At 33.7% G+C, this 25,932-nt stretch carries 25 protein-coding genes; 22 read left to right on the top strand and 3 right to left on the bottom strand.

The genetic code is table 11. The annotated features are described in order from the left end of the window. Nucleotides 1-126: 126 nt before the first annotated feature. The 5 genes from B8T70_RS01485 (at nt 127) to B8T70_RS01465 (ending at nt 6,301) form a co-directional block, all read left to right on the top strand. Nucleotides 127-2,619 (top strand): TonB-dependent receptor, encoded by a 2,493-nt coding sequence (locus B8T70_RS01485; RefSeq protein ID WP_086893662.1) that lies wholly within the window; start codon nt 127-129, stop codon nt 2,617-2,619. Nucleotides 2,620-2,682: 63 nt separating this feature from the next. Then, nucleotides 2,683-3,015 (top strand): hypothetical protein, encoded by a 333-nt coding sequence (locus tag B8T70_RS01480; protein ID WP_086893661.1) that lies wholly within the window; start codon nt 2,683-2,685, stop codon nt 3,013-3,015. A 26-nt stretch (nt 3,016-3,041) separates the two neighbouring features. Further along, complete coding sequence (locus B8T70_RS01475) at nt 3,042-3,344, top strand: hypothetical protein (protein WP_086893660.1); 303 nt, start codon at nt 3,042-3,044, stop codon at nt 3,342-3,344. A 3-nt stretch (nt 3,345-3,347) separates the two neighbouring features. Beyond that, the gene (locus B8T70_RS01470) at nt 3,348-4,895 is read left to right on the top strand and encodes a PepSY domain-containing protein (RefSeq protein WP_086893659.1); all 1,548 of its coding nucleotides are present in this window, start codon (nt 3,348-3,350) and stop codon (nt 4,893-4,895) included. Between the two features lie 293 nt (nt 4,896-5,188). Continuing rightward, nucleotides 5,189-6,301, top strand: a complete 1,113-nt coding sequence (locus B8T70_RS01465) for a PepSY domain-containing protein (RefSeq protein WP_086893658.1) — start codon at nt 5,189-5,191, stop codon at nt 6,299-6,301. Nucleotides 6,302-6,358: 57 nt separating this feature from the next. Here B8T70_RS01465 and B8T70_RS01460 read toward each other — a convergent pair whose 3' ends face one another. Then, nucleotides 6,359-6,706, bottom strand: coding sequence for a toxin-antitoxin system YwqK family antitoxin (locus tag B8T70_RS01460; protein WP_035618195.1), 348 nt, complete (start codon nt 6,704-6,706; stop codon nt 6,359-6,361). A 176-nt stretch (nt 6,707-6,882) separates the two neighbouring features. Beyond that, on the bottom strand, nt 6,883-7,875 hold the full coding sequence (locus B8T70_RS01455; RefSeq protein ID WP_086893657.1) for a TlpA disulfide reductase family protein: 993 nt from the start codon (nt 7,873-7,875) through the stop codon (nt 6,883-6,885). A 140-nt stretch (nt 7,876-8,015) separates the two neighbouring features. Here B8T70_RS01455 and aspS point away from each other — a divergent pair, with 140 nt between their 5' ends. From aspS to B8T70_RS01370, 17 genes are all read left to right on the top strand, one after another. Continuing rightward, the gene (gene aspS, locus B8T70_RS01450; protein WP_086893656.1) at nt 8,016-9,773 is read left to right on the top strand and encodes an aspartate--tRNA ligase; all 1,758 of its coding nucleotides are present in this window, start codon (nt 8,016-8,018) and stop codon (nt 9,771-9,773) included. A gap of 112 nt (nt 9,774-9,885) precedes the next feature. Continuing rightward, nucleotides 9,886-10,080, top strand: coding sequence for a cold-shock protein (locus B8T70_RS01445; RefSeq protein WP_007137066.1), 195 nt, complete (start codon nt 9,886-9,888; stop codon nt 10,078-10,080). Between the two features lie 246 nt (nt 10,081-10,326). Beyond that, a complete protein-coding gene (locus B8T70_RS01440; RefSeq protein ID WP_035618204.1) occupies nt 10,327-10,692 on the top strand; it encodes an NADH-quinone oxidoreductase subunit A in 366 nt (121 codons plus the stop codon). 177 nt (nt 10,693-10,869) lie between these two features. Beyond that, nucleotides 10,870-11,418, top strand: coding sequence for an NADH-quinone oxidoreductase subunit B (locus B8T70_RS01435; protein ID WP_035618207.1), 549 nt, complete (start codon nt 10,870-10,872; stop codon nt 11,416-11,418). A 4-nt stretch (nt 11,419-11,422) separates the two neighbouring features. Next, nucleotides 11,423-11,944, top strand: a complete 522-nt coding sequence (locus B8T70_RS01430; protein WP_039113669.1) for an NADH-quinone oxidoreductase subunit C — start codon at nt 11,423-11,425, stop codon at nt 11,942-11,944. A gap of 32 nt (nt 11,945-11,976) precedes the next feature. Continuing rightward, the gene (locus tag B8T70_RS01425) at nt 11,977-13,215 is read left to right on the top strand and encodes an NADH-quinone oxidoreductase subunit D (protein WP_039113667.1); all 1,239 of its coding nucleotides are present in this window, start codon (nt 11,977-11,979) and stop codon (nt 13,213-13,215) included. Between the two features lie 102 nt (nt 13,216-13,317). Continuing rightward, nucleotides 13,318-13,848, top strand: coding sequence for an NAD(P)H-dependent oxidoreductase subunit E (locus tag B8T70_RS01420; protein WP_039113666.1), 531 nt, complete (start codon nt 13,318-13,320; stop codon nt 13,846-13,848). Nucleotide 13,849: 1 nt separating this feature from the next. Continuing rightward, entirely contained in the window at nt 13,850-15,217 is a 1,368-nt protein-coding gene (nuoF, locus tag B8T70_RS01415; RefSeq protein WP_039113665.1) for an NADH-quinone oxidoreductase subunit NuoF, read from the top strand. Nucleotides 15,218-15,294: 77 nt separating this feature from the next. Continuing rightward, nucleotides 15,295-16,326, top strand: coding sequence for a 2Fe-2S iron-sulfur cluster-binding protein (locus tag B8T70_RS01410; RefSeq protein ID WP_039113663.1), 1,032 nt, complete (start codon nt 15,295-15,297; stop codon nt 16,324-16,326). Nucleotides 16,327-16,328: 2 nt separating this feature from the next. After that, complete coding sequence (gene nuoH / locus B8T70_RS01405; protein WP_086893655.1) at nt 16,329-17,381, top strand: NADH-quinone oxidoreductase subunit NuoH; 1,053 nt, start codon at nt 16,329-16,331, stop codon at nt 17,379-17,381. A gap of 160 nt (nt 17,382-17,541) precedes the next feature. Next, nucleotides 17,542-18,087: an NADH-quinone oxidoreductase subunit I gene (locus B8T70_RS01400; protein ID WP_039113659.1), complete on the top strand. Its 546-nt coding sequence runs from the start codon at nt 17,542-17,544 to the stop codon at nt 18,085-18,087. Beyond that, a complete protein-coding gene (locus B8T70_RS01395) occupies nt 18,087-18,626 on the top strand; it encodes an NADH-quinone oxidoreductase subunit J (RefSeq protein WP_039113657.1) in 540 nt (179 codons plus the stop codon). Before B8T70_RS01400 ends, B8T70_RS01395 begins: the two co-directional genes overlap by 1 nt. Beyond that, nucleotides 18,626-18,946 (top strand): NADH-quinone oxidoreductase subunit NuoK, encoded by a 321-nt coding sequence (nuoK, locus tag B8T70_RS01390; RefSeq protein WP_035618229.1) that lies wholly within the window; start codon nt 18,626-18,628, stop codon nt 18,944-18,946. The genes B8T70_RS01395 and nuoK overlap by 1 nt, the downstream gene beginning before the upstream one ends. Nucleotides 18,947-18,952: 6 nt before the next feature. Then, a complete protein-coding gene (nuoL, locus tag B8T70_RS01385) occupies nt 18,953-20,836 on the top strand; it encodes an NADH-quinone oxidoreductase subunit L (RefSeq protein ID WP_086893700.1) in 1,884 nt (627 codons plus the stop codon). A gap of 10 nt (nt 20,837-20,846) precedes the next feature. After that, complete coding sequence (locus B8T70_RS01380) at nt 20,847-22,286, top strand: NuoM family protein (protein WP_086893653.1); 1,440 nt, start codon at nt 20,847-20,849, stop codon at nt 22,284-22,286. Between the two features lie 84 nt (nt 22,287-22,370). Continuing rightward, a complete protein-coding gene (locus B8T70_RS01375; RefSeq protein WP_039117046.1) occupies nt 22,371-23,741 on the top strand; it encodes an NADH-quinone oxidoreductase subunit N in 1,371 nt (456 codons plus the stop codon). An 814-nt stretch (nt 23,742-24,555) separates the two neighbouring features. Continuing rightward, nucleotides 24,556-25,332, top strand: coding sequence for a Bax inhibitor-1/YccA family protein (locus tag B8T70_RS01370; RefSeq protein ID WP_039113651.1), 777 nt, complete (start codon nt 24,556-24,558; stop codon nt 25,330-25,332). Nucleotides 25,333-25,383: 51 nt separating this feature from the next. On the opposite strand, the gene B8T70_RS01365 is transcribed toward B8T70_RS01370, so the two are convergent. After that, nucleotides 25,384-25,899 (bottom strand): PAS domain-containing protein, encoded by a 516-nt coding sequence (locus tag B8T70_RS01365; RefSeq protein ID WP_086893652.1) that lies wholly within the window; start codon nt 25,897-25,899, stop codon nt 25,384-25,386. Nucleotides 25,900-25,932 lie beyond the last annotated feature (33 nt).

The raw sequence follows: 25,932 nt of genomic DNA, 5'->3' as shown, positions 1-25,932 counted from the left end.
TTAAAAAACTGCAGAAGAAATAAATTGAAAGTACGTTTTTTGCTTTATTTAGAATAGATAAAAATAATTTGGTTTGTTTGCATTCAACAACTAAATTTGCCCTATCAAAAACAATTCTAAATAATTATGAAATCCAAACTTACAATATCTTTTTTAAGTTTCTGTTTTGCGATGCTACTGAGTACCACGACTTGGGCACAACAAAAAGCTACTATTAAAGGTCAGGTTATTTTAACAAATAACGATACAGCCGACAATGTTTCGGTAGTTTTAAAAGGAACCAGAGTAGGAACAGTAACAGATGCTGAAGGGAAATATATCCTAAAGAACATTAAACCTGGAACCTATATTATAAAAGTATCAGTAATAGGTCAAACTACAAAAGAAAAGAAAATAACCGTTAACAGTGGTGACGAATTAATGGAAAACTTTACCATTAGTTCTAGTTCCGAAGAGCTAAGCGAAGTACTTATCAATACTAGGAAAAAAAATCATTACGCTCGTAAAGAAAACCAACAAGTATCAAGATTGCCACTGAAAAATCTTGAAAATCCGCAAGTATATACAACTATTACTGGTGAAGTTCTAAAAGAACAAGTCATAACTACTTTTGATGACGCCTTAAAAAATGCTTCTGGAATTACACAATTGTGGGCTTCAACAGGTCGTGCGGGAGACGGAGCTGGTTATTATTCTTTGAGAGGATTTGCAGTTCAGCCAACAATGGTTAACGGATTACCTGGTTTAACAAACGGAAGCTTGGATCCAGCAAATATTGATAGAATCGAAATAATCAAAGGACCTTCAGGAACATTATTCGGAAGCAGTTTAATTTCATACGGTGGATTAATCAACACAACTACAAAGAAACCTTATAGAACTTTTGGTGGTGAAGTAAATTATACCGTTGGCAGTTACGGTCTAAATCGTGCTACTGTAGATCTTAACACGCCATTAAATGACAAAAAAACACTAAACTTTAGAATCAATTCAGCCTATAACAAACAAAATAGTTTTCAAGATGCTGGATTTAGAGAATCGTTTTTTATTGCACCTTCATTATCATATGAGGTAAATGATAGATTGTCGTTTTTAGTAAACACTGAGTTTATGACCAATGAAAGTACTAATCCTACTATGCTATTTTTAGATAGAACAAGTCCATTAAGAGTTCATAACATTGCTGAATTAAAATATGACAACAACCGTTCCTATACAAGTAATGAACTTACAATGAAAACGCCTTCGTATAACTTACAAGGTCAAATGAATTATAAAATTTCTAATCAATGGACATCTCAGACTGTTTTTTCAACGAGTTCAGCGAAATCAATAGGAAACTATACTTATTTGTATGAATCAACAAGCAGAAAAGCTTTTGAATCAATCAAAGAAGGAATTGTTCTTGCCAGATCTTTTACTGATCAAGATGCCAGAGATGTCTCTACTGATATTCAACAAAACTTTATTGGTGACTTTAAAATTGGAAAATTAAGAAACAGACTTGTAGTAGGTTTTGATTATTTTAACAGAACTGCCACAGATCATAACTCAGGTTGGTTCGGCAATGGTTTAGTATATATTGGAGATGACTTACAATCTTTCAATAACGTTATTGGTCGCCCTACAAATGGAGATACTGGTGACTTAACAAAAGCCGGATCTGATGCAATTATAGCAAATACTCCAAGAAATGATAACAAAACAAGACAAGAAGTTTATAGTGCTTATTTCTCTGATGTAATTAATTTCACACCTGCTTTATCAGCAATGATTAGTTTACGAGCAGACCGTTTTATAAATGGCGGTGATGTTACTACTAAAGATGATAACTACAATCAAACTGCTTTTTCTCCTAAATTTGGTATCGTTTACCAGCCAATTATAGACAAAGTTTCTGTTTTTGCTAATTATATGGATGGATTTTCTAATGTAGCACCAGGACAAAATCGTAATGCTGGTGTTGTTACTCCTTTAACATTCAATCCAGAACATGCTAATCAATTTGAAGTAGGGACTAAATTAAATCTTTTTAGAGATAAACTATACGCCACTTTTAGCTACTATGACATAAAAGTTACAGATAAAGTTTATGTAATAGAAACTCCGTATGTTGACCCAACCGACCCAACTGCTGTAATACCTAATAATCAAGTTTCACATCAAGACGGCGGACAACGTAATAAAGGTTTTGAAGCCGAACTTATTGCTAACCCAATTACAGGTTTAAACATTCTTTTAGGCTATAGCTACAATGATGCTGTTTTAACCGCAGGTGATCCTGATTTTGTAGGGTTTAGACCAGAAAGTGCAGGACCACAAAACTTAGCAAACCTTTGGGCTACTTATAAATTTTCTCAGGGATTCTTAAGAGGTCTCGGAGTAGGTTTTGGAGGGAATTACGTTGGAGATAACAAAATCATGAACAGAGCTACTGCAGGAACATTTACAATTCCTGAATACACAGTAATCAACTCATCTATATTTTATACTACGGAGAAATTCAGCGTAACATTAAAATTAAATAACATCACAAACGAAGAAATTTATGATGGTTGGTCTACAATTCATCCAAAAGACCCAAGGACTTTTGCAGCAAGTTTCACTTATAAATTCTAAAAACTCACCAAAAGCATCTTCCTGAAATTTACTTAGGAAGATGCTTTTTTTAATTATAAAATCATGATAACAATAGCCAGTCTTTTCGTTTTTATCTCTTTTTATACTTTATACTACACATCAAAAAGAGCCGTACTATCTTATAATTTTGGTTATCAAAAATGGATGCAGAGAAATCCAAAACAAACCAAAATTACGGGATTATGTTTGCTTCTCGTAGCCTATTCATTATGGTTATTAACCGCTGCATTGGGTTCGGCAACATTATTCTTTTTTATACAATTAATGACTATTGGTAGTTTGGTAATCATATTAACTCCCTTAAAAGTTATTAATAACATCGGAATCATCATTCTATTTACTGCCACTGGACTATTAGAATTTTACTATTACTAAATCAACCATTTGCTTATCTTAAAAATATGCCTGCAAACCCTAAATATTTAACCCAATCCGGATGGCAACGTTTTGCCAAAATAACCGCTGCAATACTTGGTGGTTATTTCGTTTCTGTAAGTTTTCATCTTGCACTAGCTTCATGGGTTAACCATGTTAATGTTATCATGACAATGGCTTTTAGCGGATTCATTCTTTGGGTTGTTTTAATGGTTGTTGCTTTTTTAGCAAAAAACGGTTGGAAAATCTGGGGTATTTATCTTTTACTAACCTTAATTTTTTGCGGTATTATATATCTCGGACAAACCTATAACCCTATCACTGGATAATTTATGAATAACAGGAACTATAATATCTATTTCCATACACATACAGTAAGTGGCATCGTAATAAGTGTCGTGTTATTTGTTATTTTCTTTGCTGGATCTTTTTCGTTTTTTAGAGATGAAATCATCAATTGGGAACGAAGTGAATCTGTAGCAATTACAAAGGAAATTCAATTAGACTACGATAAAGCGTTAAAGAACTTAGATAAAGAATATACCTTACACGGTAGAAACATATCTATTTCTAAAAACAGTGCCGAAAGAAGAGTAAATATATATCTTGAAGGCACTAAAGACACTTTGGCTGCAGCCAAATTAAAAGAAGGCTCATTTTTTTATTTAGATACCAAAAACTTCAAAACTCATACTTACGAAGATTCGTATTCATTAGGTGAGTTTTTATACCGACTGCATTTCCTTGCACAAGTTCGTTACCCAATAGGCTATTATCTATCGGGATTTGTAGCATTATTTTTTCTATTTGCAATTATAACTGGTGTTTTATTACATTGGAATAAAATCGTTTCTAACTTCTATATATTTAGACCAAAGGAAAAATTAAAAACGTTATGGACCGATGCACACACATCGTTAGGAATGCTAGGTCTACCGTTTCAGTTTGTATATGCAGTTACTGGTGCATTCTTCATGATTAAGTTATTAATCGTTGCCCCAAGTGTAATGGCACTTTATAAAGGAGATCAGGATAAATTATATAAAGATTTAGAATATACAGATCCAGAATACAAATTTGACAATAAAAAATTAGCAACTCCATTTAGCATTGATGAGTTGGTGGCTAAAGCCAAAAGTAACTGGAATGATTTTGAAATCACTCGTGTTTATATCCAAAATTATGGCGATGCCAATATGCATGTTTTGGTAGAAGGCGAGATGAAATATGATAAAAAATTCACTGGAATCGGGAAAGTAGTCTATAAGGTTGCCGATGGTAAAGTCGTTGCCAAAAAAGATCCAATTACCCAAACAAGCTATCTCGATGTGGTAAAGAATGTTTTATACAGAATTCACTTTGGTGATTATGGAGGATATGCACTCAAAATAATAAGTTTTGTACTTGGTATCATTACTTGCTTTGTAATTATATCGGGCGTTATGATTTGGCTTGTAGCAAGAGATAGGAAAAACATGCCCGAGAAGAAACGTCGTTTTAACGAAGGAGTTGTACGAATCTATTTAGCAATATGCCTGAGCATGTATCCTATTACAGCTTTAGCTTTTATAGCAACCAAAGTTTTTTACCCTTTGGGTCAATCAAACATTTACAGTATCTATTTTATAGGCTGGTTGTTATTAGCCATCTTTTTCATTCTAAAAAAGAACAATGCATTTACAAATAAGTTCTCCTTATTATCTGGAAGCATTTTAGGATTCCTTATTCCTGTTGCAAACGGAATTTGTACTGGAAATTGGTTCTGGAAAACATTTGCTCAAAATGAAATTCAGATATTCTTTATCGATGTGTTCTGGATAGTTCTTGCTTCGATTACACTTTATATTTCATTTCGTTTAAACAAAAAAGAAAACAATTAGGCAGACTGCTTACAAAGTACGCGGATAATACAGATTTACTAAAGTAAAGACGCGGATAAAAACGGATTTTTTAAAGCAATACAAAAAATCCGTTTTTATCCGCGTTTTCGCGTAAGCGAATCCGTTTAATCCGCGTTCCATTTTTTTAGGCAATGCTTATTTCAGGACAAAACAAAGACTGCCATCCAAAATAAATCGATATAATTTGTGGGTTATACATTTAGAATCTACTTTTGCCTATTGCTAACAATTCTAAATAAAAGATACAATGCTATCTTTCCGCAAATTGAAATATGGGTTTTAAGAAAAAAATACGCTTTATACACAAATGGCTCGGATTAACTTCTGGACTTATTGTTTTTATTGTAAGCATTACAGGTTGTATCTTTTGTTTTCACGATGAGATAAAAGATATTACTCGTAAAGAATGGCGTTTGGTTGAGCCACAAAACAAACCGTTCATTTTACCTTCGGTTTTACAGGAAAAAGCCAAAGAGATACTTCCTAACTATAAATCGAGCATGGTTTCCTTTTATGGAAAAGACCGCTCAGCGATTGTTTACACCTATTCCGACACCGAGAACTTATACCTTTATTTTAATCCATATACAGGAGAATACCTAAAAACTGAAAATCCCGAAACTGACTTTTTCATCATCGTCGAATACATTCATTTGTACTTACTCCTACCCGATTATATTGGTAAACATATCATTGGCGGTGCAACTATTATTTTTATACTATTATTAATTACAGGAATCATCCAATGGTGGCCTAAACGCAAAAGCGACATCAAACGTAGCTTAAGTGTAAAATGGTCTGCCAAATGGCGCCGTGTTAATTATGACTGGCATAATACGTCTGGTTTTTACATTTCTATAATCATTGCAATAATTGCGATAACAGGTTTAACCTTTACTTACGAATGGGTTGGCGACGGAATTTACAAAACTTTCAACTTTGGTGGCGATAAAGCTTTAGAAACTAAAGCTCCAGTTGTCGACACCACAAAGTTTGATTATAATACATCTGCAGCCATAGATCGTGCTTTAGTACAGACTATGATAAAAAATCCTGAAGCAGAAATGTTTTATGTAATGATTCCACAACAAAAAGGAGATGTTATAAATACTGGTGCCTATCCTCATTCTTTACGATATGACCATCAAAGCAATTATTACTTCCATCCTTATGATGGCGAATTGATACAGAGCGACCCTTTTGAGAAAAAGAGTTTAGGTTTGCAAGTGGTCGAAATGAATTATGGTATTCATACAGGACAGATTCTGGATTTACCAGGAAAGATAATCGCTTTTATCGCTAGTTTAATAGCAGCATCATTACCCGTAACAGGATTTATCATCTGGTACGGAAGGAATAAGAAAAGCAAATCATCAAAAAAATAAGCACAAAAAAAAGGTTGTTCAAAATTTGAACAACCTTTCTTGGTTTTATAATTAGTCTTAGTTTCTGTTTGCAAGTGCGTCTTGTTTCCAGTTTTTAACTGATGCTACACGACTATCAGAATAATCTACTTCACTAAGATTAGATCCATTCCAAAAAAACCATTTACCTGTTTTTTCACCGTTCGCGTACAATCCTGTAGATTTTTTATTTCCATTTTCATCAAATGCAACCCAGACACCATCTAATTTACCGTCTTTAAAAAAACCTTCTTGTTGAACTTTACCATTCTCATAGTAATAAGTAGCTTTTACTTTTTGTCCAACAGCTTCTAATACTGGCTTAGTTTCTTGTGCAACTAAAATTCCAGAGAACAATATTGCAACTAAAATCACACACTTTTTCATATCTTTAGTTATTAATGTTTTAAAATCTATAAACAAATATAACTAATACTTTACATTAAAAAAACTTTTACTTAACAATTTGGTAACATTGAGTAAAAACTTAACATTGGAAATTAAAAGTGTGTTTAAAAGCAATACTTATCAATGTATCAACACATTACGAATTAATAAGATTTTTAATTCAATAATTTATCTAGCTCAACATAAAGATCAGGTGAAGAAGGCCTTTGTGCATCAGCATTTATAACATTTCCTTTTGGATCAAGCAAGATAAATCTAGGAATTCCATTTACACCATAATTTACCACAAATTCAGATTCCCAATCTTTATCTGCAAATAATTGTGTCCCTCCTAATTTTTTATCATTTACAAACTTTTTCCATTTTTCGTGATCTTTAACCTTATCAATAGAAATACTTACGAATTCAATATTCTTACCATGATATTTTTCTTCTGCTTTTTGCAAGAAAGGAATTTCTGCTCTACAAGGTCCACACCAAGTTGCCCAAAGATCGATATAAACATATTTTCCTTTTAAGTCAGAAAGCTTTGTTTTACCACCTTTATAATTTTCATAATCAAAAAGAGGAGAAGGTTTTCCATTCAGCTTTTTAGTCTTAGCAGCATTTTCATAAGCTTCCTGTGCATAAGCATGTGATTTTTCTAATGATTTTTTTACCGCTTCTTTAAATTCAGGATCAAAATCGCCTTTCTCAATATTTGCTAAATCTGCTTTCTTCTTTGCTTCCAAAAGATTTGCAAACTCTAAAGCTTCTTTTGCGAAAGCTTCTTCCTGAAATTTTTCATCTGCCAATGCCGATTGAGCTAAAAAGTTGCTTTCGTTTGTTCCTTTACCTTTATAAACAATCGTCTCGTCAAATTGCTTAGCATCCATTGTCAAGTTAATATCCGAGCCCGGTTTTAAATAAAGACTTGATGCCTCAGTTCCATCCGAAAATTGATAAAATCCTTTAGGCGCATCAAATGTTGCTGCAAAAACTTCTTTCTTATCTATCGGTATAACTTGCTTAAAGTTATTTTTTCCTCTAATAACAAGCGTATCGCTGTTTCTGTTAGAGATTTTTGCTGTAAATTTTATCTTGCTTTCACTGTTCTGTGCAAAGGTTACCCCAACGGAAAACAGCAACAAAAAGGTCATTTTTTTCATAATATAATTAATAAGTTCAGGTAAAAATAATCAATTATACAAACCGAAATAAAAAAATAATCAAGAAGAATAGCATTAAACAATAGAAAACTGGACTTATTTAATTTTTGTGTTTACTTTTGCAATCTAAAATTTGGATCATGTATAGAAGTCATAATTGTGGCGAATTAAACGCCTCACACATTAATACAGAAGTTACACTAGCGGGCTGGGTTCAGAAATCGCGTGATAAGGGATTTATGAATTGGGTCGATTTACGTGACCGTTATGGAATCACACAACTTATTTTCGACGAAAGTCGTAGCGACAAAGCCGTTTTTGAAGCAGCAAAAACGCTAGGAAGAGAATTTGTTATCCAAGTTAAAGGAACTGTGATTGAACGTGAGGACAAAAACAAAAATAAAAACATGGTTACTGGTGACATAGAAATTTTAGTCACTGAACTAACTGTTCTTAATGCTGCATTAACACCTCCTTTTACAATAGAAGATGAAACTGATGGTGGAGAAGATATCCGAATGAAATATCGTTACCTTGATATTCGTCGTAATCCAGTAAAAAATAGTTTACTATTCCGTCATAAAGTGGCAATGGAAGTTCGTAAATATTTATCTGATTTGGATTTCTGCGAAGTAGAGACTCCTTACTTAATAAAATCGACTCCAGAAGGAGCAAGAGATTTCGTTGTACCAAGTCGTATGAACGAAGGACAATTTTATGCATTACCACAATCTCCACAAACTTTCAAACAATTATTGATGGTTGGTGGAATGGATAAATACTTCCAGATTGTAAAATGTTTCCGTGACGAAGATTTACGTGCAGACCGTCAGCCTGAGTTTACACAAATCGATTGCGAAATGGCATTTGTAGAACAAGAAGACATTTTAAATGTTTTTGAAGGACTGACAAGACACTTACTAAAAGAAATAAAAGGTGTAGAAGTAGATAAATTCCCAAGAATTACTTACGACTATGCTATGAAAACATATGGAAATGACAAACCGGACATTCGTTTCGGAATGGAATTTGGAGAATTAAACGAATTTGCACAACATAAAGAGTTCCCAGTATTCAATGCTGCCGAATTAGTAGTTGGAATTGCAGTTCCTGGCGCAGGAAATTATACTCGTAAAGAAATTGACGGATTAATTGACTGGGTTAAACGTCCACAAGTTGGCGCATCCGGAATGGTGTATGCTAAATGTAATGACGATGGAACTTACAAATCATCTGTAGATAAATTTTATGACCAAGACGATTTAACCAATTGGGCAAAAGTTACAGGAGCAAAACCTGGCGATATGATTTTTGTACTTTCTGGTCCGGCTAATAAAACACGTGCTCAATTAAGTGCTTTACGTATGGAATTGGCTACACGTTTAGGATTACGTAAACCAGAAGAGTTTGCACCACTATGGGTAGTTGATTTCCCATTGTTAGAATTAGACGAAGAAACTGGTCGTTACCATGCAATGCACCACCCATTTACATCTCCTAAACCAGAAGATATGCAATTATTGGAAACTGAACCTGGAAAAGTTCGCGCCAATGCATATGACATGGTTCTTAACGGAAATGAAATTGGAGGAGGTTCTATTCGTATTCACGACAAGGCAACACAACAATTAATGTTTAAATACCTTGGTTTTACTGAGGATGAGGCCAAAGCACAATTCGGATTCTTAATGGATGCGTTCCAATTTGGGGCTCCACCACACGGAGGATTAGCTTTTGGACTAGACAGATTAGTAGCTATATTAGGTGGACAAGAGACAATTAGAGATTTTATTGCGTTCCCAAAAAATAATTCGGGTCGTGATGTAATGATTGATGCTCCTGCAGCAATAGATGCTTTACAATTAAAAGAATTACACATCCAAATTGAAGCAAAATAATAAGTGAATACACTGTAAATCAATATTTTTTCTAAAAAATTAACAGTTTGTTGTCTTTTGTATTATTTTATATCTTACATTTGCCTCATTATAAATTATTATTACTATTACAATGCGTACAGGTACAGTTAAATTTTTCAATGAGTCTAAAGGTTACGGGTTCATTACAGACGAAGAAACAGGAAAAGACATTTTCGTTCATGCATCAGGAATCAACGCGGAAGAATTACGCGAAGGTGACAGAGTAAGCTACGAAGAAGAAGAAGGAAGAAAAGGTAAAGTTGCTGCTAAAGTTGCAGTAATCTAAGCATAAAAATATAGCAATTTATTTTTTTTGCCACCGAATGCTTAAAAGCGTTTCGATTAATTTCGAAACGCTTTTTTTTTACGCCTAATTCTTAAAAAAATCATAAAATTCGAAATCTTATTTATAATCAATAAAAATTACACTATTACTACATTTCAAAACCTACTTAAATCATTTTTTAGCTTGTGATTTACATACTTGAGGGCTATCTTTGTGACTTATTTTTAAGCAAAAAATCCTTAAATTATGCATTCAGATCAAGTAAATTATATTCCAATTTTAATGCAGCTTATTTTAGCTGTTGGTTTTGTAGTAGGAACCATTATCATTTCTGGAAAATTAGGCCCAAAAAGAGCTTCCGCAAGCAAAGACAAAAACTTTGAGTGTGGTGTAGAATCTATTGGTAATGCTCGTGTACCATTCTCAGTAAAATATTTCTTAGTTGCTATATTATTTGTATTGTTCGACGTAGAGGTAATTTTCCTTTACCCATGGGCTGCAAACTTTAAAGAACTAGGTATGGAAGGAATGCTAAAAATGTTAGTATTCATGTCACTTCTTTTAGTAGGCTTCTTCTACATTATCAAAAAGAAAGCCTTAGAGTGGGAATAAAAAAGAGATTTTAGATTTTAGATTGGTGATTTTAGATTTAAGAATAGATTCTTGACTAAGTTATTTACAATTTAAGATTTGAACTCCTCAAAATAATACAATTGATTTAAAAAAATTGATTTCAGTTTTTACGATTTCTCGAAATCTAAAATCAGAAATCAGAAATCTAAAATAATAATGAGCGATTCAAATATAAATATGGTTGCCCCGCCAGAAGGAGTTACAGGAGAGGGTTTCTTCGCTACAAAACTTAACGATGTTGTAGGTTTAGCAAGAGCCAATTCGTTATGGCCTTTACCATTTGCAACTTCTTGTTGCGGTATCGAATTCATGGCTACAATGGCTTCGCATTACGATATAGCACGATTTGGTTCTGAGCGTGTGAGTTTTTCTCCTCGTCAGGCTGATATGTTAATGGTAATGGGAACTATTTCTAAAAAAATGGGACCAGTTTTACGTCAGGTTTATGAGCAAATGGCCGAACCTCGTTGGGTTATTGCCGTAGGTGCTTGTGCATCATCCGGAGGTATTTTTGATACTTATTCAGTTCTTCAGGGAATTGACAAAATAATACCTGTAGATGTTTATGTTCCGGGTTGTCCGCCAAGACCAGAACAAATTCTTGATGGTGTAATGAAATTACAAGAATTAGTAAAAAGCGAGTCTGTAAGAAGACGCAGCTCACCTGAGTACCAAGAATTATTGGCTTCATATAACATTCAATAACAAAATGGCATTAGAGACAATAGAAATTCAAGATAAATTAATTGAAACATTTGGAGAAAGTGTTTTCAATTTCAATCAAGAAAGAGACATTTTTTCATTAGAAGTTGATTCTGATAAAATTACAGCTGTAATTCTTTTTTTGAAAAATGACCCGATATTACGTTTTCATTTCCTAACCGATTTATGTGGTATTCACTACCCTGATAATGAAGTTGACCGCCAATTTGCAATAGTATATCATTTGCATAACTGGTATGAAAACAAAAGAATTAAAATAAAAGCCTTTATCAATGGTGAAAAACCAGAAATAAAAACCATATCAAACATTTTCTTGTGTTCAAACTGGATGGAAAGAGAAACATATGATTTTTATGGAGTAAATTTCATCGGTCATCCACAATTGAAACGTATTTTGAATATGGATGAAATGATTTCATTTCCGATGCGTAAAGAGTTCCCATTAGAAGACAGTGGAAGAACTGATAAAGACGACAGGTTCTTTGGAAGAACAACAACAAATTGCTAAGACAAAATCATATAATTTTTCACATTAAATAAATGTCAGAACTATTATTACCACCAGAGCATCGCTATGCTAAAATAATCGAACAGAAACTAAACGACGAAGGAAGTGAACTTTCTGTTCTGAACTTAGGACCAACACACCCAGCTACACACGGTATTTTTCAAAACGTACTGTTAATGGACGGTGAGAGAATTCTTGAGGCTGAAACAACTATTGGTTACATCCACAGAGCATTCGAAAAAATTGCCGAAAATCGTCCTTTTTATCAAATCACTCCGCTTACAGACCGAATGAACTATTGCTCCTCTCCTATCAACAATATGGGATGGTGGATGACTCTAGAAAAACTTTTAGAAATTGAAATACCTAAACGTGTTCAATACTTAAGAGTTATCATAATGGAACTGTCTAGAATTACCGATCATATTATCTGTAATTCAATTCTTGGGGTAGATACAGGTGCTTATACAGGTTTCCTTTACGTTTTTCAATTTAGAGAAAAAATATACGAAATCTACGAAGAAATTTGTGGAGCTCGTTTAACTACAAATATGGGAAGAATCGGTGGATTTGAAAGAGATTGGTCTGAGGCCGCTTTCAAAAAAATTGAAATTTTCTTAGAAGAATTTCCAGTTGCCTGGAAAGAATTCGAAAGCTTATTCGAAAGAAACAGAATTTTCATTGACAGAACGGTTAATGTTGGACCAATAAGTGCCGAAAGAGCTATGGCTTACGGTTTCACAGGACCAAACTTACGTGCTAGTGGTGTTGATTATGACATACGTGTTGCACAACCGTATTCATCTTACGAAGATTTTGACTTTATCGTTCCAGTTGGAAAATCTGGTGATACTTACGACCGTTTCTGTGTTCGTAATGCCGAAGTTTGGGAAAGTTTAAGCATTATTCGTCAAGCATTAGATAAAATGCCAGAAGGAAATGTCTTCCATGCTGAAGTTCCAGATTACTATCTTCCTCCAAAAGAAGATGTATACACTAACATGGAATCGTTAATATATCACTTTAAGATTGTTATGGGAGAAGTTCCTGTTCCAGTTGCCGAAATATACCACGCGGTTGAAGGCGGAAATGGTGAATTAGGATTTTACCTGGTAACCGACGGAAGCAGAACTCCATACAGATTACATTTTAGAAGACCATGCTTTATATATTATCAAGCTTATCCTGAAATGATTAAAGGGGCTATGTTATCGGATGCCATTGTAATATTATCAAGTTTAAATGTTATCGCTGGAGAGTTAGACGCATAAAGAACTCAGATTGAAGAATCTAAAACTTAAACAATGATTGCAGAATATAGATTATAGACAACAGAAAAAACTGAAATCTAAAATCTAAAATCTAAAATAAAAATGGAACGTAAACATTACAAACAAGAAATAAATATGACTGAGGCATTGATGAACCGCATCAATGAGTTAATCAGTCATTATCCTGAAGACAAAAGAAAATCGGCTTTATTGCCTGTTTTACACGAAGTACAAGATGCCCATGAAAACTGGCTAAGTATTGAGCTACAGGACAAGGTTGCCGAAATCTTACATATAAAACCGATTGAGGTTTACGAAGTAGTAACTTTTTATACCATGTACAACCAAAAACCAATGGGTAAATACATGTTTGAATTTTGTCAGACTTCTTGTTGTTGTTTAAATGGTGCCGAAAATTTAATGGATTATACATCTGAGAAATTAGGTATCAAAATGGGTGAAACAACTCCTGACGGAATGTTCAGTATTGCTGGCGTTGAGTGCTTAGGTGCTTGTGGATACGCTCCAATGATGCAGTTAGGCGATTTCTACAAAGAAAAACTTACAGAAGAAAAAATTGATCAGCTAATCACTGATTGTAAGGATAATAAAATAATATTACACGATAAATAATATGTCACAGAAAATATTATTAGATAAAATCAATATTCCTGGTATTAAAACCTACGAAGTGTACCGCAAAAATGGTGGTTATGCATCTGTAGAAAAAGCTTTAAAAACGCTTACACCAGACGAAGTTGTTGAAGAAGTAAAAAAATCAGGTCTTCGTGGTCGTGGTGGTGCAGGTTTCCCTGCAGGTATGAAATGGAGTTTTATTGATAAAAAATCAGGAAAACCAAGACATTTAGTATGCAACGCCGACGAATCTGAGCCAGGTACTTTTAAAGATCGTTATTTGATGGAATATATTCCTCACTTATTGATTGAAGGTATGATTACTTCAAGTTTTGCCTTAGGCGCTAACTTATCATATATCTACATTCGTGGAGAATATATGTGGGTTTTCAAAATATTAGAAAGAGCCATTGCCGAAGCGAAAGCTGCTGGATTTTTGGGAAAAAACATATTAGGATCAGGATATGATCTGGAACTATACGTCCACTGTGGAGCTGGTGCTTATATATGTGGTGAAGAAACTGCACTTATTGAGTCATTGGAAGGAAAAAGAGGAAATCCGCGTATTAAACCACCCTTCCCTGCTGTTTCTGGACTTTGGGCTAACCCTACCGTAGTAAACAATGTGGAAACTATAGCCACTGTGCCATGGATTATCAATAACTCTGGTGATGATTATGCCAAAATTGGTGTAGGTCGTTCTACTGGAACTAAATTAATCTCTGCTTCTGGACACGTTAAAAATCCTGGGGTTTACGAAATTGAATTAGGTTTAAGTGTTGATGAATTCATGAATTCTGATGAATACTTAGGCGGAATGTCTTCTAGCAGACCTTTAAAAGCGTTTGTACCTGGAGGTTCTTCTGTGCCAATTTTACCAGCCGAATTAATTTTTAAAACTGCAAATGGTGAAGATCGTTTAATGACTTACGAATCTTTAAGTGATGGTGGTTTTGCTACTGGATCTATGTTAGGTTCTGGAGGCTTTATCGTGTACAATGACACTGCTTGTATCGTAAGAAATACTTGGAATTTTGCACGTTTTTACCACCACGAATCTTGTGGACAATGTACTCCTTGTCGTGAAGGTACAGGATGGTTAGAAAAAATATTATGGAGAATCGAAAACGGTCAAGGTCGTGAAGAAGATATCGAATTATTATGGAGCATTCAAAGTAAAATCGAAGGAAATACGATTTGCCCACTTGGAGATGCAGCATCTTGGCCAGTAGCAGCAGCTATTCGTCATTTTAGAGATGAATTTGAATATCACGTTCGTTTCCCAGAAAAAATAAAAAACAGAGAACATTTTGTTGCTGAGCCTTTTTCGCAAGTAAAACATTTAGTAACAAAACAAACAGTTTAAATTAGTTTGAAGCTTTTTAGCTTTAAGTTCAACAACTTGAAACTTTAAACCTTAAACTAAAATAACAAAATATAGAGATGAAAGTAACCATAGACGGTCAAAGTATAGACGTAGAGCCAGGAACAACAATCCTACAGGCTGCACGTATGATTGGTGGAGATTTAGTTCCGCCAGCCATGTGCTATTACTCAAAATTAAAAGGTAGCGGAGGAAAATGCCGTTGTTGTTTAGTTGAAGTATCGAAAGGAAGTGAAGCTGATCCAAGACCAATGCCAAAGTTGATGGCATCTTGTGTAACAGGATGTATGGATGGTATGGAAGTAAACAGCAAATCTTCTGACAGAGTAACGGAAGCACGTAAATCTGTAACAGAATTTTTATTGATTAATCACCCTTTGGATTGCCCTGTTTGTGATCAGGCTGGTGAATGTGATCTTCAAAATTTAAGTTTTGAGCACGGAAATCCGAAATCACGTTTCATTGAAGAAAAAAGAACTTTTGAACCAGAAGATATAGGTCCGCATATTCAATTGCACATGAACCGTTGTATCTTATGTCAGAGATGTGTACAAGTTGCAGATCAATTGACAGACAATAGAGTTCACGGGGTATTAGATCGTGGTGATCACGCTAATATTTCGACTGGTATCTCTAAAGCAATCGATAATGAGTTCTCTGGAAATATGATTGATGTATGTCCTGTTGGAGCTTTGACTGATAAAACTTTCCGTTTTAAATCAAGAGTTTGGTTTAATAAGCCTTATAATGCACACAGAGAGTGTACTACTCCTGGATGTTGTGGTAAAACTACTGTTTGGATGTTTGGTGGCGAAATACAACGTGTAACTGGTCGTAAAGACATTTACCATGAAGTAGAAGAGTTTATTTGTAACAGTTGTCGTTTTGACCACAAAAATGTTGCTGACTGGACTATTGAAGGACCAAGAGAATTTGAAAAAGATTCGGTTATCAACCAAAATAACTATACTCGTAAGTTAGAAAAAGTAGAAATCGATACGGAGAAGAATATCCTTTTAGGTAGAGATGAAGACCGTAAAAAAATTAGTATGGCACAAATTCCATTAACCAATAACGACAAAATCTCTTAGTAATGGATAGTACATTTATTATAGAAAAAAGTGTTGTAATCTTAGTGGTTTTTGCCGTGACTATGATTATGGCGATGTATTCTACTTGGGCTGAACGTAAAGTTGCAGCATACTTACAAGACCGTGTTGGACCTAACCGTGCTGGTTGGGGTGGATTATTACAACCTCTTGCAGATGGTATGAAGTTATTCTCGAAAGAGGAGTTTATACCTAATACTCCAAATAAATTTTTATTTGTTGTAGGTCCTGCAATTGCCATGAGTACTGCTTTAATGACAAGTGCTGTAATTCCTTGGGGAGATAAATTACATTTATTTGGCAGAGATATTTTACTACAAGCTACGGATATCAACATTGGATTATTATATTTCTTCGGAGTTGTTTCTGTTGGAGTTTATGGTATCATGATTGGTGGATGGGCATCTAACAGTAAATTCTCATTGATGGGAGCAGTTCGTGCTGCTTCGCAAATGGTTTCGTATGAAATCGCAATGGGATTGTCGATGATTGCTTTATTGATGATGACTGGTAGTTTAAGCTTAAGAGAAATCTCTATGCAACAAGCTGAAATGAACTGGAACGTATTTTACCAACCTTTATCTTTCTTGATATTTCTTATTTGTGCTTTTGCTGAAACAAACAGAACTCCTTTTGACTTAGCAGAATGTGAAACGGAATTAGTTGGTGGATATCACACAGAGTATTCTTCGATGAAGATGGGATTCTATTTATTTGCTGAATATGCAAATATGTTTATCTCGGCTACTATTATCTCTGTATTATTCTTTGGTGGATATAACTATCCTGGTATGCAATGGATGGTGGAGAATGCAGGTGTAAACCCAGCTAACGTTTTAGGAATGGTTGTTTTATTTGCCAAAATATGCTTTTTCATATTTTTCTATATGTGGGTTCGTTGGACTATTCCAAGATTCAGATATGACCAATTGATGCATTTGGGTTGGAAAATATTAATTCCGCTTTCTATCATCAATATCATGATTACTGGTGTTGTAATGTTAAGAGGTGAAATTGCAGCTTATTTAGGGTTTTAATAAACGAAATACCTAGCCCTGATAGAAGTGAAAATCCTTTATTGTTTTCCTTTAAAACAATAAAGATTGTAACGGATAGCAGGATTAGCTTCAGATAAAAATAAAAGAAATAAATTTTTGAATTTGGTTTTGGAATCAAAATCGCAAATGATAAATTAAAATGTCGATAGAAACTATATCATTATCGGGTAGAAAAAAGGTAGTCTCAAATAAAGAGATGACTTTTCTTGAGCGATTGTACCTTGTTGCAATTTTCAAGGGCTTGGTTATTACAATCAAACACTTTTTTAGACGTAAGAAAACAATTCACTACCCAGAACAAGTTCGTGTACGAAGCGATGTTTATCGTGGTCAACACCAGTTGAAACGTGATGAACAAGGTCGTGAGAACTGTACTGCATGTGGATTATGTGCTTTGTCATGTCCTGCTGAGGCAATCACAATGAAAGCTGAAGAACGTAAACCAAATGAGAAACATTTGTACAGAGAAGAAAAATATGCTTCGATATATGAGATTAATATGTTGCGTTGTATTTTTTGTGGATTGTGTGAAGAGGCTTGTCCTAAAGATGCAATTTACCTGACTACGTCAAAAGTATTAGTTCCTTCTAGTTATGAAAGAGAAGATTTTATTTTTGGAAAAGATAAATTAGTGATGCCATTAGATGTGGCTATGAAAAACGCTCAACTTAAAAACGCTAATTAATGATACATATACCTGATTTTGCAAATGCAAATGCAATACAAATTACTTTTTGTATATTAGCTTTCATAACAGTGATAACTGCTTTCTTAACGATTTTTAGTCGTAACCCTATTCATAGTGCTATTTATTTAGTGATTTGCTTTTTCTCGATTGCGGGTCATTATTTACTATTAAATGCTCAGTTTCTAGCGATTGTTCACATCATAGTATATTCGGGAGCCATAATGATTTTGTTTTTATTTACCATTATGTTGATGAACCTGAACGAAAAACACGAAGTACATAAACCCCGAATTACTCGTTTGGGTGCTATTGTTTCTTTCTGTTTGATTTGTATTGTATTAATTGCAATATTTATTAACTCTAAGCCAATTGTTGGTGAATACGACTCGACTGGTGAAGATTTTCAATCGATAAAAGTATTAGGTAAAATATTACTGAACGAATATATGGTTCCGTTTGAATTTGCTTCTATTTTACTTTTGGTTGCCATGATTGGAACTGTGTTATTGTCTAAAAAAGAAAAATCGAAAAAATAATGAATAATATTTTAAATCAAATAGGTATTGAAAACTACATATTTTTAAGTGTAGTCCTTTTTTGCGTAGGCATATTTGGTGTTTTATACAGACGTAATGCGATTATCGTTTTTATGTCTATCGAAATCATGCTTAATGCGGTAAACTTATTATTTGTTGCTTTCTCTACTTATCACCAAGATGCACAAGGACAAGTATTCGTATTTTTCTCGATGGCAGTTGCTGCTGCTGAAGTAGCGGTTGGATTGGCAATTTTAGTATCGATATTTAGAAACATACATTCAATTAGTATCGATAATTTAAAAAATTTAAAAGGATAAATGGCAATGGATACCAATTTAGCTTTAGTTTTAGTATTAGCTCCTTTTTTAGGATTTTTAATCAATGTTTTCTTTGGAAAAAGTCTGGGAAAGACAGTTTCTGGCGCTATAGGAACTCTTTCTGTAGTTGTTTCATTTGCTGTAACTATTTATTTTTTCCTTCAAATAAATCAAACTCAACAACCTATCAGCATTTCTTTATTTGAATGGATTCAGATAAGTAATTTCAAAGTTGATTTAGGTTTCTTATTAGATCAATTGTCATTGCTTTGGTTACTTTTTGTAACTGGTATTGGTTCTTTGATTCACTTATACTCTATCAGCTATATGCATGATGATGAGAAAATGCACCAGTTTTTTGCTTACTTAAATCTGTTTGTGTTTTTCATGATTACATTAGTTGTTGGAAGTAACTTATTAGTATTATTCATTGGTTGGGAAGGTGTAGGACTTTGTTCTTACTTACTAATCGGTTTCTGGTATAAAAACCAAGAATATAATGATGCGGCTAAAAAGGCATTTATCATGAACAGAATTGGAGATTTAGGATTATTAGTTGGTATTTTTATCATCGGTTCTATGTTCTCTTCTCTAGATTATGCAACTATAAAAACTGCAATTGCTAGTACGACTGACTTAAATGTTCCGTTACTTTCTTTAGCTGCATTCTGTTTATTTATTGGTGCTTGTGGTAAATCGGCTCAAATCCCATTATACACATGGTTGCCTGATGCGATGGCTGGACCAACTCCGGTTTCTGCATTAATTCACGCTGCTACGATGGTTACTGCTGGTATCTTTATGATTACCAGATTAAACTTTGTTTTTGATTTAACTCCAGATGTTCAAAGCTTAATTGCTATTATTGGAGCAATAACTTCTCTTGTTGCTGCTACAATTGGTCTGGTTCAGAATGATATTAAAAAAGTATTGGCTTACTCTACTGTTTCGCAATTAGGTTTAATGTTTTTAGCATTAGGATTAGGTGCTTACGAAGTAGCTGTTTTCCACGTAATAACTCACGCTTTCTTTAAAGCTTGTTTATTCTTGGGTTCAGGTTCTGTAATTCACGCTTTACATGGTGAACAAGATATGCGTAAAATGGGTGGATTGCGTAAAGCTATGCCAGTTACATTTATCACGATGCTTGTTTCTTCATTAGCAATATCGGGAGTTCCATTATTCTCTGGTTTCTTCTCGAAAGACGAAATTTTATTGACTGCTTTTCATCATAATATTACGCTTTATGTTGTTGCATCGGTTGCATCTATCATGACTGCTTTTTATATGTTTAGATTAATGTTCTTAACTTTCTTTAAAGATTTTAGAGGAACTGAACATCAAAAAAGTCATTTACACGAAAGCCCTGCTTTAATCACTTTTCCATTAATCGTTTTAGCAATCCTGGCTACTTTTGGCGGATTGATTAGCTTACCTGGAAATAGCTGGTTGAATACTTATTTAGCTCCGCTTTTTACAAAAGTAGCTGGCGAAGCACATCACTTAGGAGCTACTGAATATACCTTAATGGGTGTTGCTGTAATTGGTGGTTTAGTTGGAATTTTTATTGCATACTTAAAATACATCAAACAAAATAATGTTCCTGGTGAAGATGAATCTATTACTGGAGTAACAAAAGTATTATACAACAAGTATTATGTTGATGAAGCTTACGATTTTGTATTTGTACGCTCTATTAATGGATTATCTAAATTCTTTAGAGATTATGTAGAAACAAGTATATCAGCTCTTGTTTTCGGATTAGGAAAAGTAACCAATGAGATAAGTTATCAAGGTAGAAAATTACAAAGCGGAAGTATCGGACTATATTTGTTTGCTTTTGTTTTGGGTCTTTGTGCCATTGTTTCTTATATATTTTTAGCTCAATAATTTAATAACTATGAACGTTTCTCTTATATTAATTATACTTTTAATTGGTGCATTTGTCACTTATTTTGTTGGTGATAAACTAGCTTCAAAAGTAGCTTTGTTCTTTAGTTTGGCCGCTTTAGGTTGTTCGGTTGTATTGTTAAATCATTATAATCTTGGCGAAAGCATCAGTTATATTAGCCAATGGATTATTCAGCCTAAAATTTCATTTGTATTAAATGCAGATGGATTGGGTATTGCAATGTTGTTGCTTACAACGGCATTGACTCCTATAATCATACTTTCTTCTTTTGGGAATTCTTACCCAAATGCAAAAGGATTCTATGCTTTAATTTTATTCATGGCATTTGCAATGGTTGGGACTTTCCTTGCCGCAGATGGTTTGTTATACTATATTTTCTGGGAATTATCATTAATCCCTATTTATTTCATTGCCTTAATTTGGGGTAATGGTGATACCGAAGAACGCAAAAAAGCGGTAGTTAAATTCTTTATCTACACTCTTGCTGGTTCATTATTTATGCTTGTTGCATTTGTTTATTTATACACAAAAGCTGGTAGCTTCTTATTGACTGATTTATACGAATTGGATTTATCTGCAACGGAGCAACTTTGGATATTCCTGGCTTTCTTCTTAGCTTATGCTATTAAGATTCCTCTTATTCCTTTTCATACTTGGCAAGCAAGTGTGTACCAAAAAGCACCTACTGCAGGAACTATGCTTTTATCTGGTATCATGCTTAAAATGGGACTATACAGTATCATTCGTTGGCAATTGCCAATTGCTCCACTTCCTGCAAAAGAATACATGACTGTATTTATTGCATTAGGGATTGCTGGTGTAATTTATGGTTCTATTGCTGCATTAAGACAAAAAGACTTAAAAAAATTACTTGCTTATTCTTCATTAGCTCACGTTGGGTTAATCGCTGCAGGTACTTATACTCTAACTGCTGATGGTTTAAGCGGATCTGTTTTACAAATGATTGCTCACGGTTTTGTAGTAGTTGGTTTGTTCCTTGCTGCCGAAATCATCTTTAGAAGATACGAAACCAGAGTTATCTCTGAAATGGGTGGAATTCGTTACCAATCGCCTAAGTTCACTTCGATGTTCTTAATTTTAGTATTGGCATCGGTTGCATTACCATCTACTTTTAACTTTGTTGGAGAGTTCACAGTATTATATAGCCTTTCTCAAATTAATATTTGGTTTGCCGTTTTAGGTGGAATTACTATTATTCTTGGTGCTTACTATATGCTTAAAATGTTCCAACATGTAATGTTAGGAGAAACAAATACAAAGCCTTTTGCAGATGTATCTATCTCTGAGGGAATTTCGCTTGTTGCAATTATTGCTGTATTATTCTTTTTTGGATTGTATCCAAAACCAATTACAGATTTAATTTCTCCAAGTTTAGATGTAATTTTAAAAGTTATACACAGAAACTAAGCTGGTAAAGAATAAATAACATATTTTAAATAAAAATAAATTAGGGCATCATTAGTTTTAGATTCCTAAATCAAAAAAACAAAAATGAATACATTAATAGCTATAATAGGATTGGGTGTTTTTTGCCTACTGTTTGAAATTCTTAATTTAAGAAAAGCCATTATTCCAGTAACTATAATTGGTTTATTAGGCGTTTTGGCAATAAACTATTCAGAGTTCGGTTTAACCGAGAGTTATTACAATAACATGATTGCGGTGAGTAAATACTCTACGGCGTTTTCATCTTTGTTTATTGTTTTAACGATTTTTTTAGTGGCTTTGAGTTACAATTTCTACGAAGATCATCAAACTAAAATTTCTGATTATGTAGCTATAAAAATATTCTTATTGGCAGGAGCTGTTGCAATGGTTTCTTTCGGAAACTTAGCGATGTTCTTTTTAGGAATCGAAGTATTATCTATTGCTTTATACGTATTAGCCGCTAGCGACAGAACGAAAATAAAAAGTAATGAAGCCGGAATGAAATATTTCCTAATGGGTTCTTTTGCTTCTGGAATTATCTTATTCGGAATCTGTTTGATTTACGGAGCTATGGGAAGTTTTGATGTAATTGAAATTAGTGATTTATCTCAATCTGCTGAATTGCCAATTTGGTTTCCAATCGGGATTGTTTTATTAACTGTTGGTATGTTGTTTAAAGTTGCTGCTGTTCCTTTCCACTTTTGGGCTCCAGATGTTTACGAAGGTTCTCCTGCTTTAACAACTGCTTTAATGAGTACTTTGGCTAAAGTTGTTGCTATTGCTACTTTATACAAACTATTAACGATATTAAATGCTGAACTTTCTGAAAGTTATGTAATCGTAATCGTGATTGTTTCTATGTTATCTATGACTGTTGGTAACATTATGGCATTGCGTCAAGTAAACGTAAAACGTATGCTTGCTTATTCAGGTATTTCGCATGCAGGTTTCATGTTAATGACTTTATTAACTTTGGCTACTTCTGCAGGAACTCTTTTATATTACACAACTGCTTATGCATTGGCTGGAATCGCAGCTTTTAGCGTAATCTTATATGTTTGCAAAAATCAAGATAACGAGGATATTACCAATTTTCATGGTTTAGGAAAAACGAATCCATTATTAGCAGCAATCCTTACAGCTTCGCTTTTATCTATGGCGGGTATTCCGATTTTTGCAGGTTTCTTTGCTAAGTTATTCTTGTTTAATCAAGCAATACAAGCTGGATATATTGCACTAGTAATTGTTGCAGTGGTTAACTCTATTATTAGTGTTGGTTACTACTTCAAATTAATCTTAGCGATGTACACTAAAGAACCAAATGAAACTCGTACCGGAAGACCTTTCCTTATATATGCTGTTGCAGTAGTTTCTATACTATTAAACATTGTTATCGGTTTGTTCCCTTCTTTGGTTTTAGACCTTTTGAACTAAATAGACTTACATAAAAATACAAGCCATCAAGTTTTAAACTTGGTGGCTTTTTTTAGTTTTAACCATATAAGTCATTTAAGAGAATATGAGTTTTTGCTACTCTTCTTAAATGAACTTACATAACCTATATGGTTAACCCGTTGGGTGTAATTAATTTTAACACATAGAAACATAGGCTTTGTATTCTCAAAGAAGTCGTTTCACTTATTTTAAATGCACATAGCTAAGCTATGTGAAAGAAATGTATTTCTTTTTGTGTTCTTTTTACACATAAAATCTATATTTCTATGTGTTAAATGAAATTTTTACGAATTACACCCAACGGGTTATGGTTAGCTTTTATCTATTATAGTTCCGGTTAATACCGTAGATTTTTTATGACTATATAAATTGAATTGTCTCTTGCTTTAGCTCAATGTCATTAAGTTAAGACATAACCTTTAATACTGTGCCGAATAAATCTCTCGCAAAGTCGCCAAGTTTACACCTAAAATCTTTGCGCTTTTGCGACTTTGCGAGAAAATAATTAATCATGATTAGCTCACTTAATGACATTGTGCTTTAGCCACAGGTTTAATGAATTGATAATAAACCTGGCTTTAGCCAAAAGAAGAAGACGGTTTGGCTAAAGTCAATACTCGTTTTGCACATATTTCTCTAACTAAAGCAGGAGGTTATTCATAAATAAGATGTCCTTAATAAATCTCTTGTCAGTATAAAAAAGCCATAATCCAATTGTTAAAATATATATAGGGATTGGAGCAATTATGAAAATATGCGTTATATTTGGTACGTTTTAAAATCAAAATATATTATGGCTTTCAACTCAAACAATCCGTTTTTAAGTAACAAACGTTTTTCTCCAACATCGGTTGCTGCAAAAAGTGACAATGTTCACCAAGCAAAAATTATCGATTACGGTAACGAAATGACATTGTCTGGTACTATCAACAAAACTCTTATCTTATTTTTATTGCTTACTGCTACAGCAATGATTACTTGGTGGATGTCTTTTAACGGAATCAACCCTATGCTTCCTACTATTGGTGGAGCTATCGTTGGATTAATTTTAGTAGTAGTCGCTGCATTCAAACCGCAACTTTCTCCATACTTAGCTCCAGGTTATGCCTTGTTCGAAGGTTTATTTATTGGTGGAATATCCGCAATTTTTGAAGCAATGTATCCTGGTATCGTAATTCAGGCTGTTGGTGCTACATTTGTAACATTTATGGTTTGTCTTGGTTTATATAAATTCAAAATCGTAAAAGTAACTGAGCAATTCAAATCGGTTGTTATGGCAGCTACACTGGCAATTGCAACTTACTATTTAATTTCTTGGATAGTTTCGATGTTTACAAGCTTTACTCCTGTTCATCACGGTAACTCTATGATGAGTATTGGTATTAGTGTTTTTGTAATCGTTATTGCTGCTTTAAACCTATTTTTAGATTTTGACAGAATCGAAGAAGGTGTTCAACAAAAAATGCCAAAATTCATGGAATGGTACGGTGCAATGGGATTAATGATTACTCTTGTTTGGTTGTATATCGAATTCCTAAGATTGTTATCTAAATTAAATAACAGAAACTAATCCTTTCTATACTTATAAAAAAAGCCTTTTTGAAAATCAAAAAGGCTTTTTTTATGCTGCTTTCTCAAAAGCAATAAAATGAGATAGTTTTCCCTTTACATTAAAAACAGGGAAAGCATTTATAGTACAAAAGTACGTTTCTCCATTCTTTTTATAATTAAGAATAGTCTTTTCAAAAGTTTCTTCAGAATCGATAGCTACCCTAATTTCATTTGTGGTTTGTGAACAGGTTTCAGGCCCTTGAAACATTTTTGGTGTTTTACCCAGAACCTCAACTTCAGTATATCCTGTCATGTTTACGATTCGGCTCGAAGCAAAAACGATCTTCAGCTCTAGATCGGTAATTACAACAACTTCCTCCTTCAATCGTTCTAAAACATCAAATTCGGATTCATCCCAATTAAATTGATTGGAGATATTGTTTACTCTTTGCCAATCTGAATAATTAGCTTTTAAATCATTTAAAAAACCATGATGAAAATCCCATGAAATCACAGGAATCCCGTTGCAATTCATCTCTCGATGGTATTTTGCAATTGCGGTATCATAGGCATCTAAATTAAACATAAACAAAAATTTTAATCAAAGGTATATTGAAAA

This window comes from Flavobacterium sp. AJR, assembly GCF_002156885.1.
Taxonomy (GTDB): Bacteria; Bacteroidota; Bacteroidia; order Flavobacteriales; family Flavobacteriaceae; genus Flavobacterium.
Note: the sequence above shows the minus strand (reverse complement) of the source record. Positions and strands in the feature narration are given on the sequence as shown.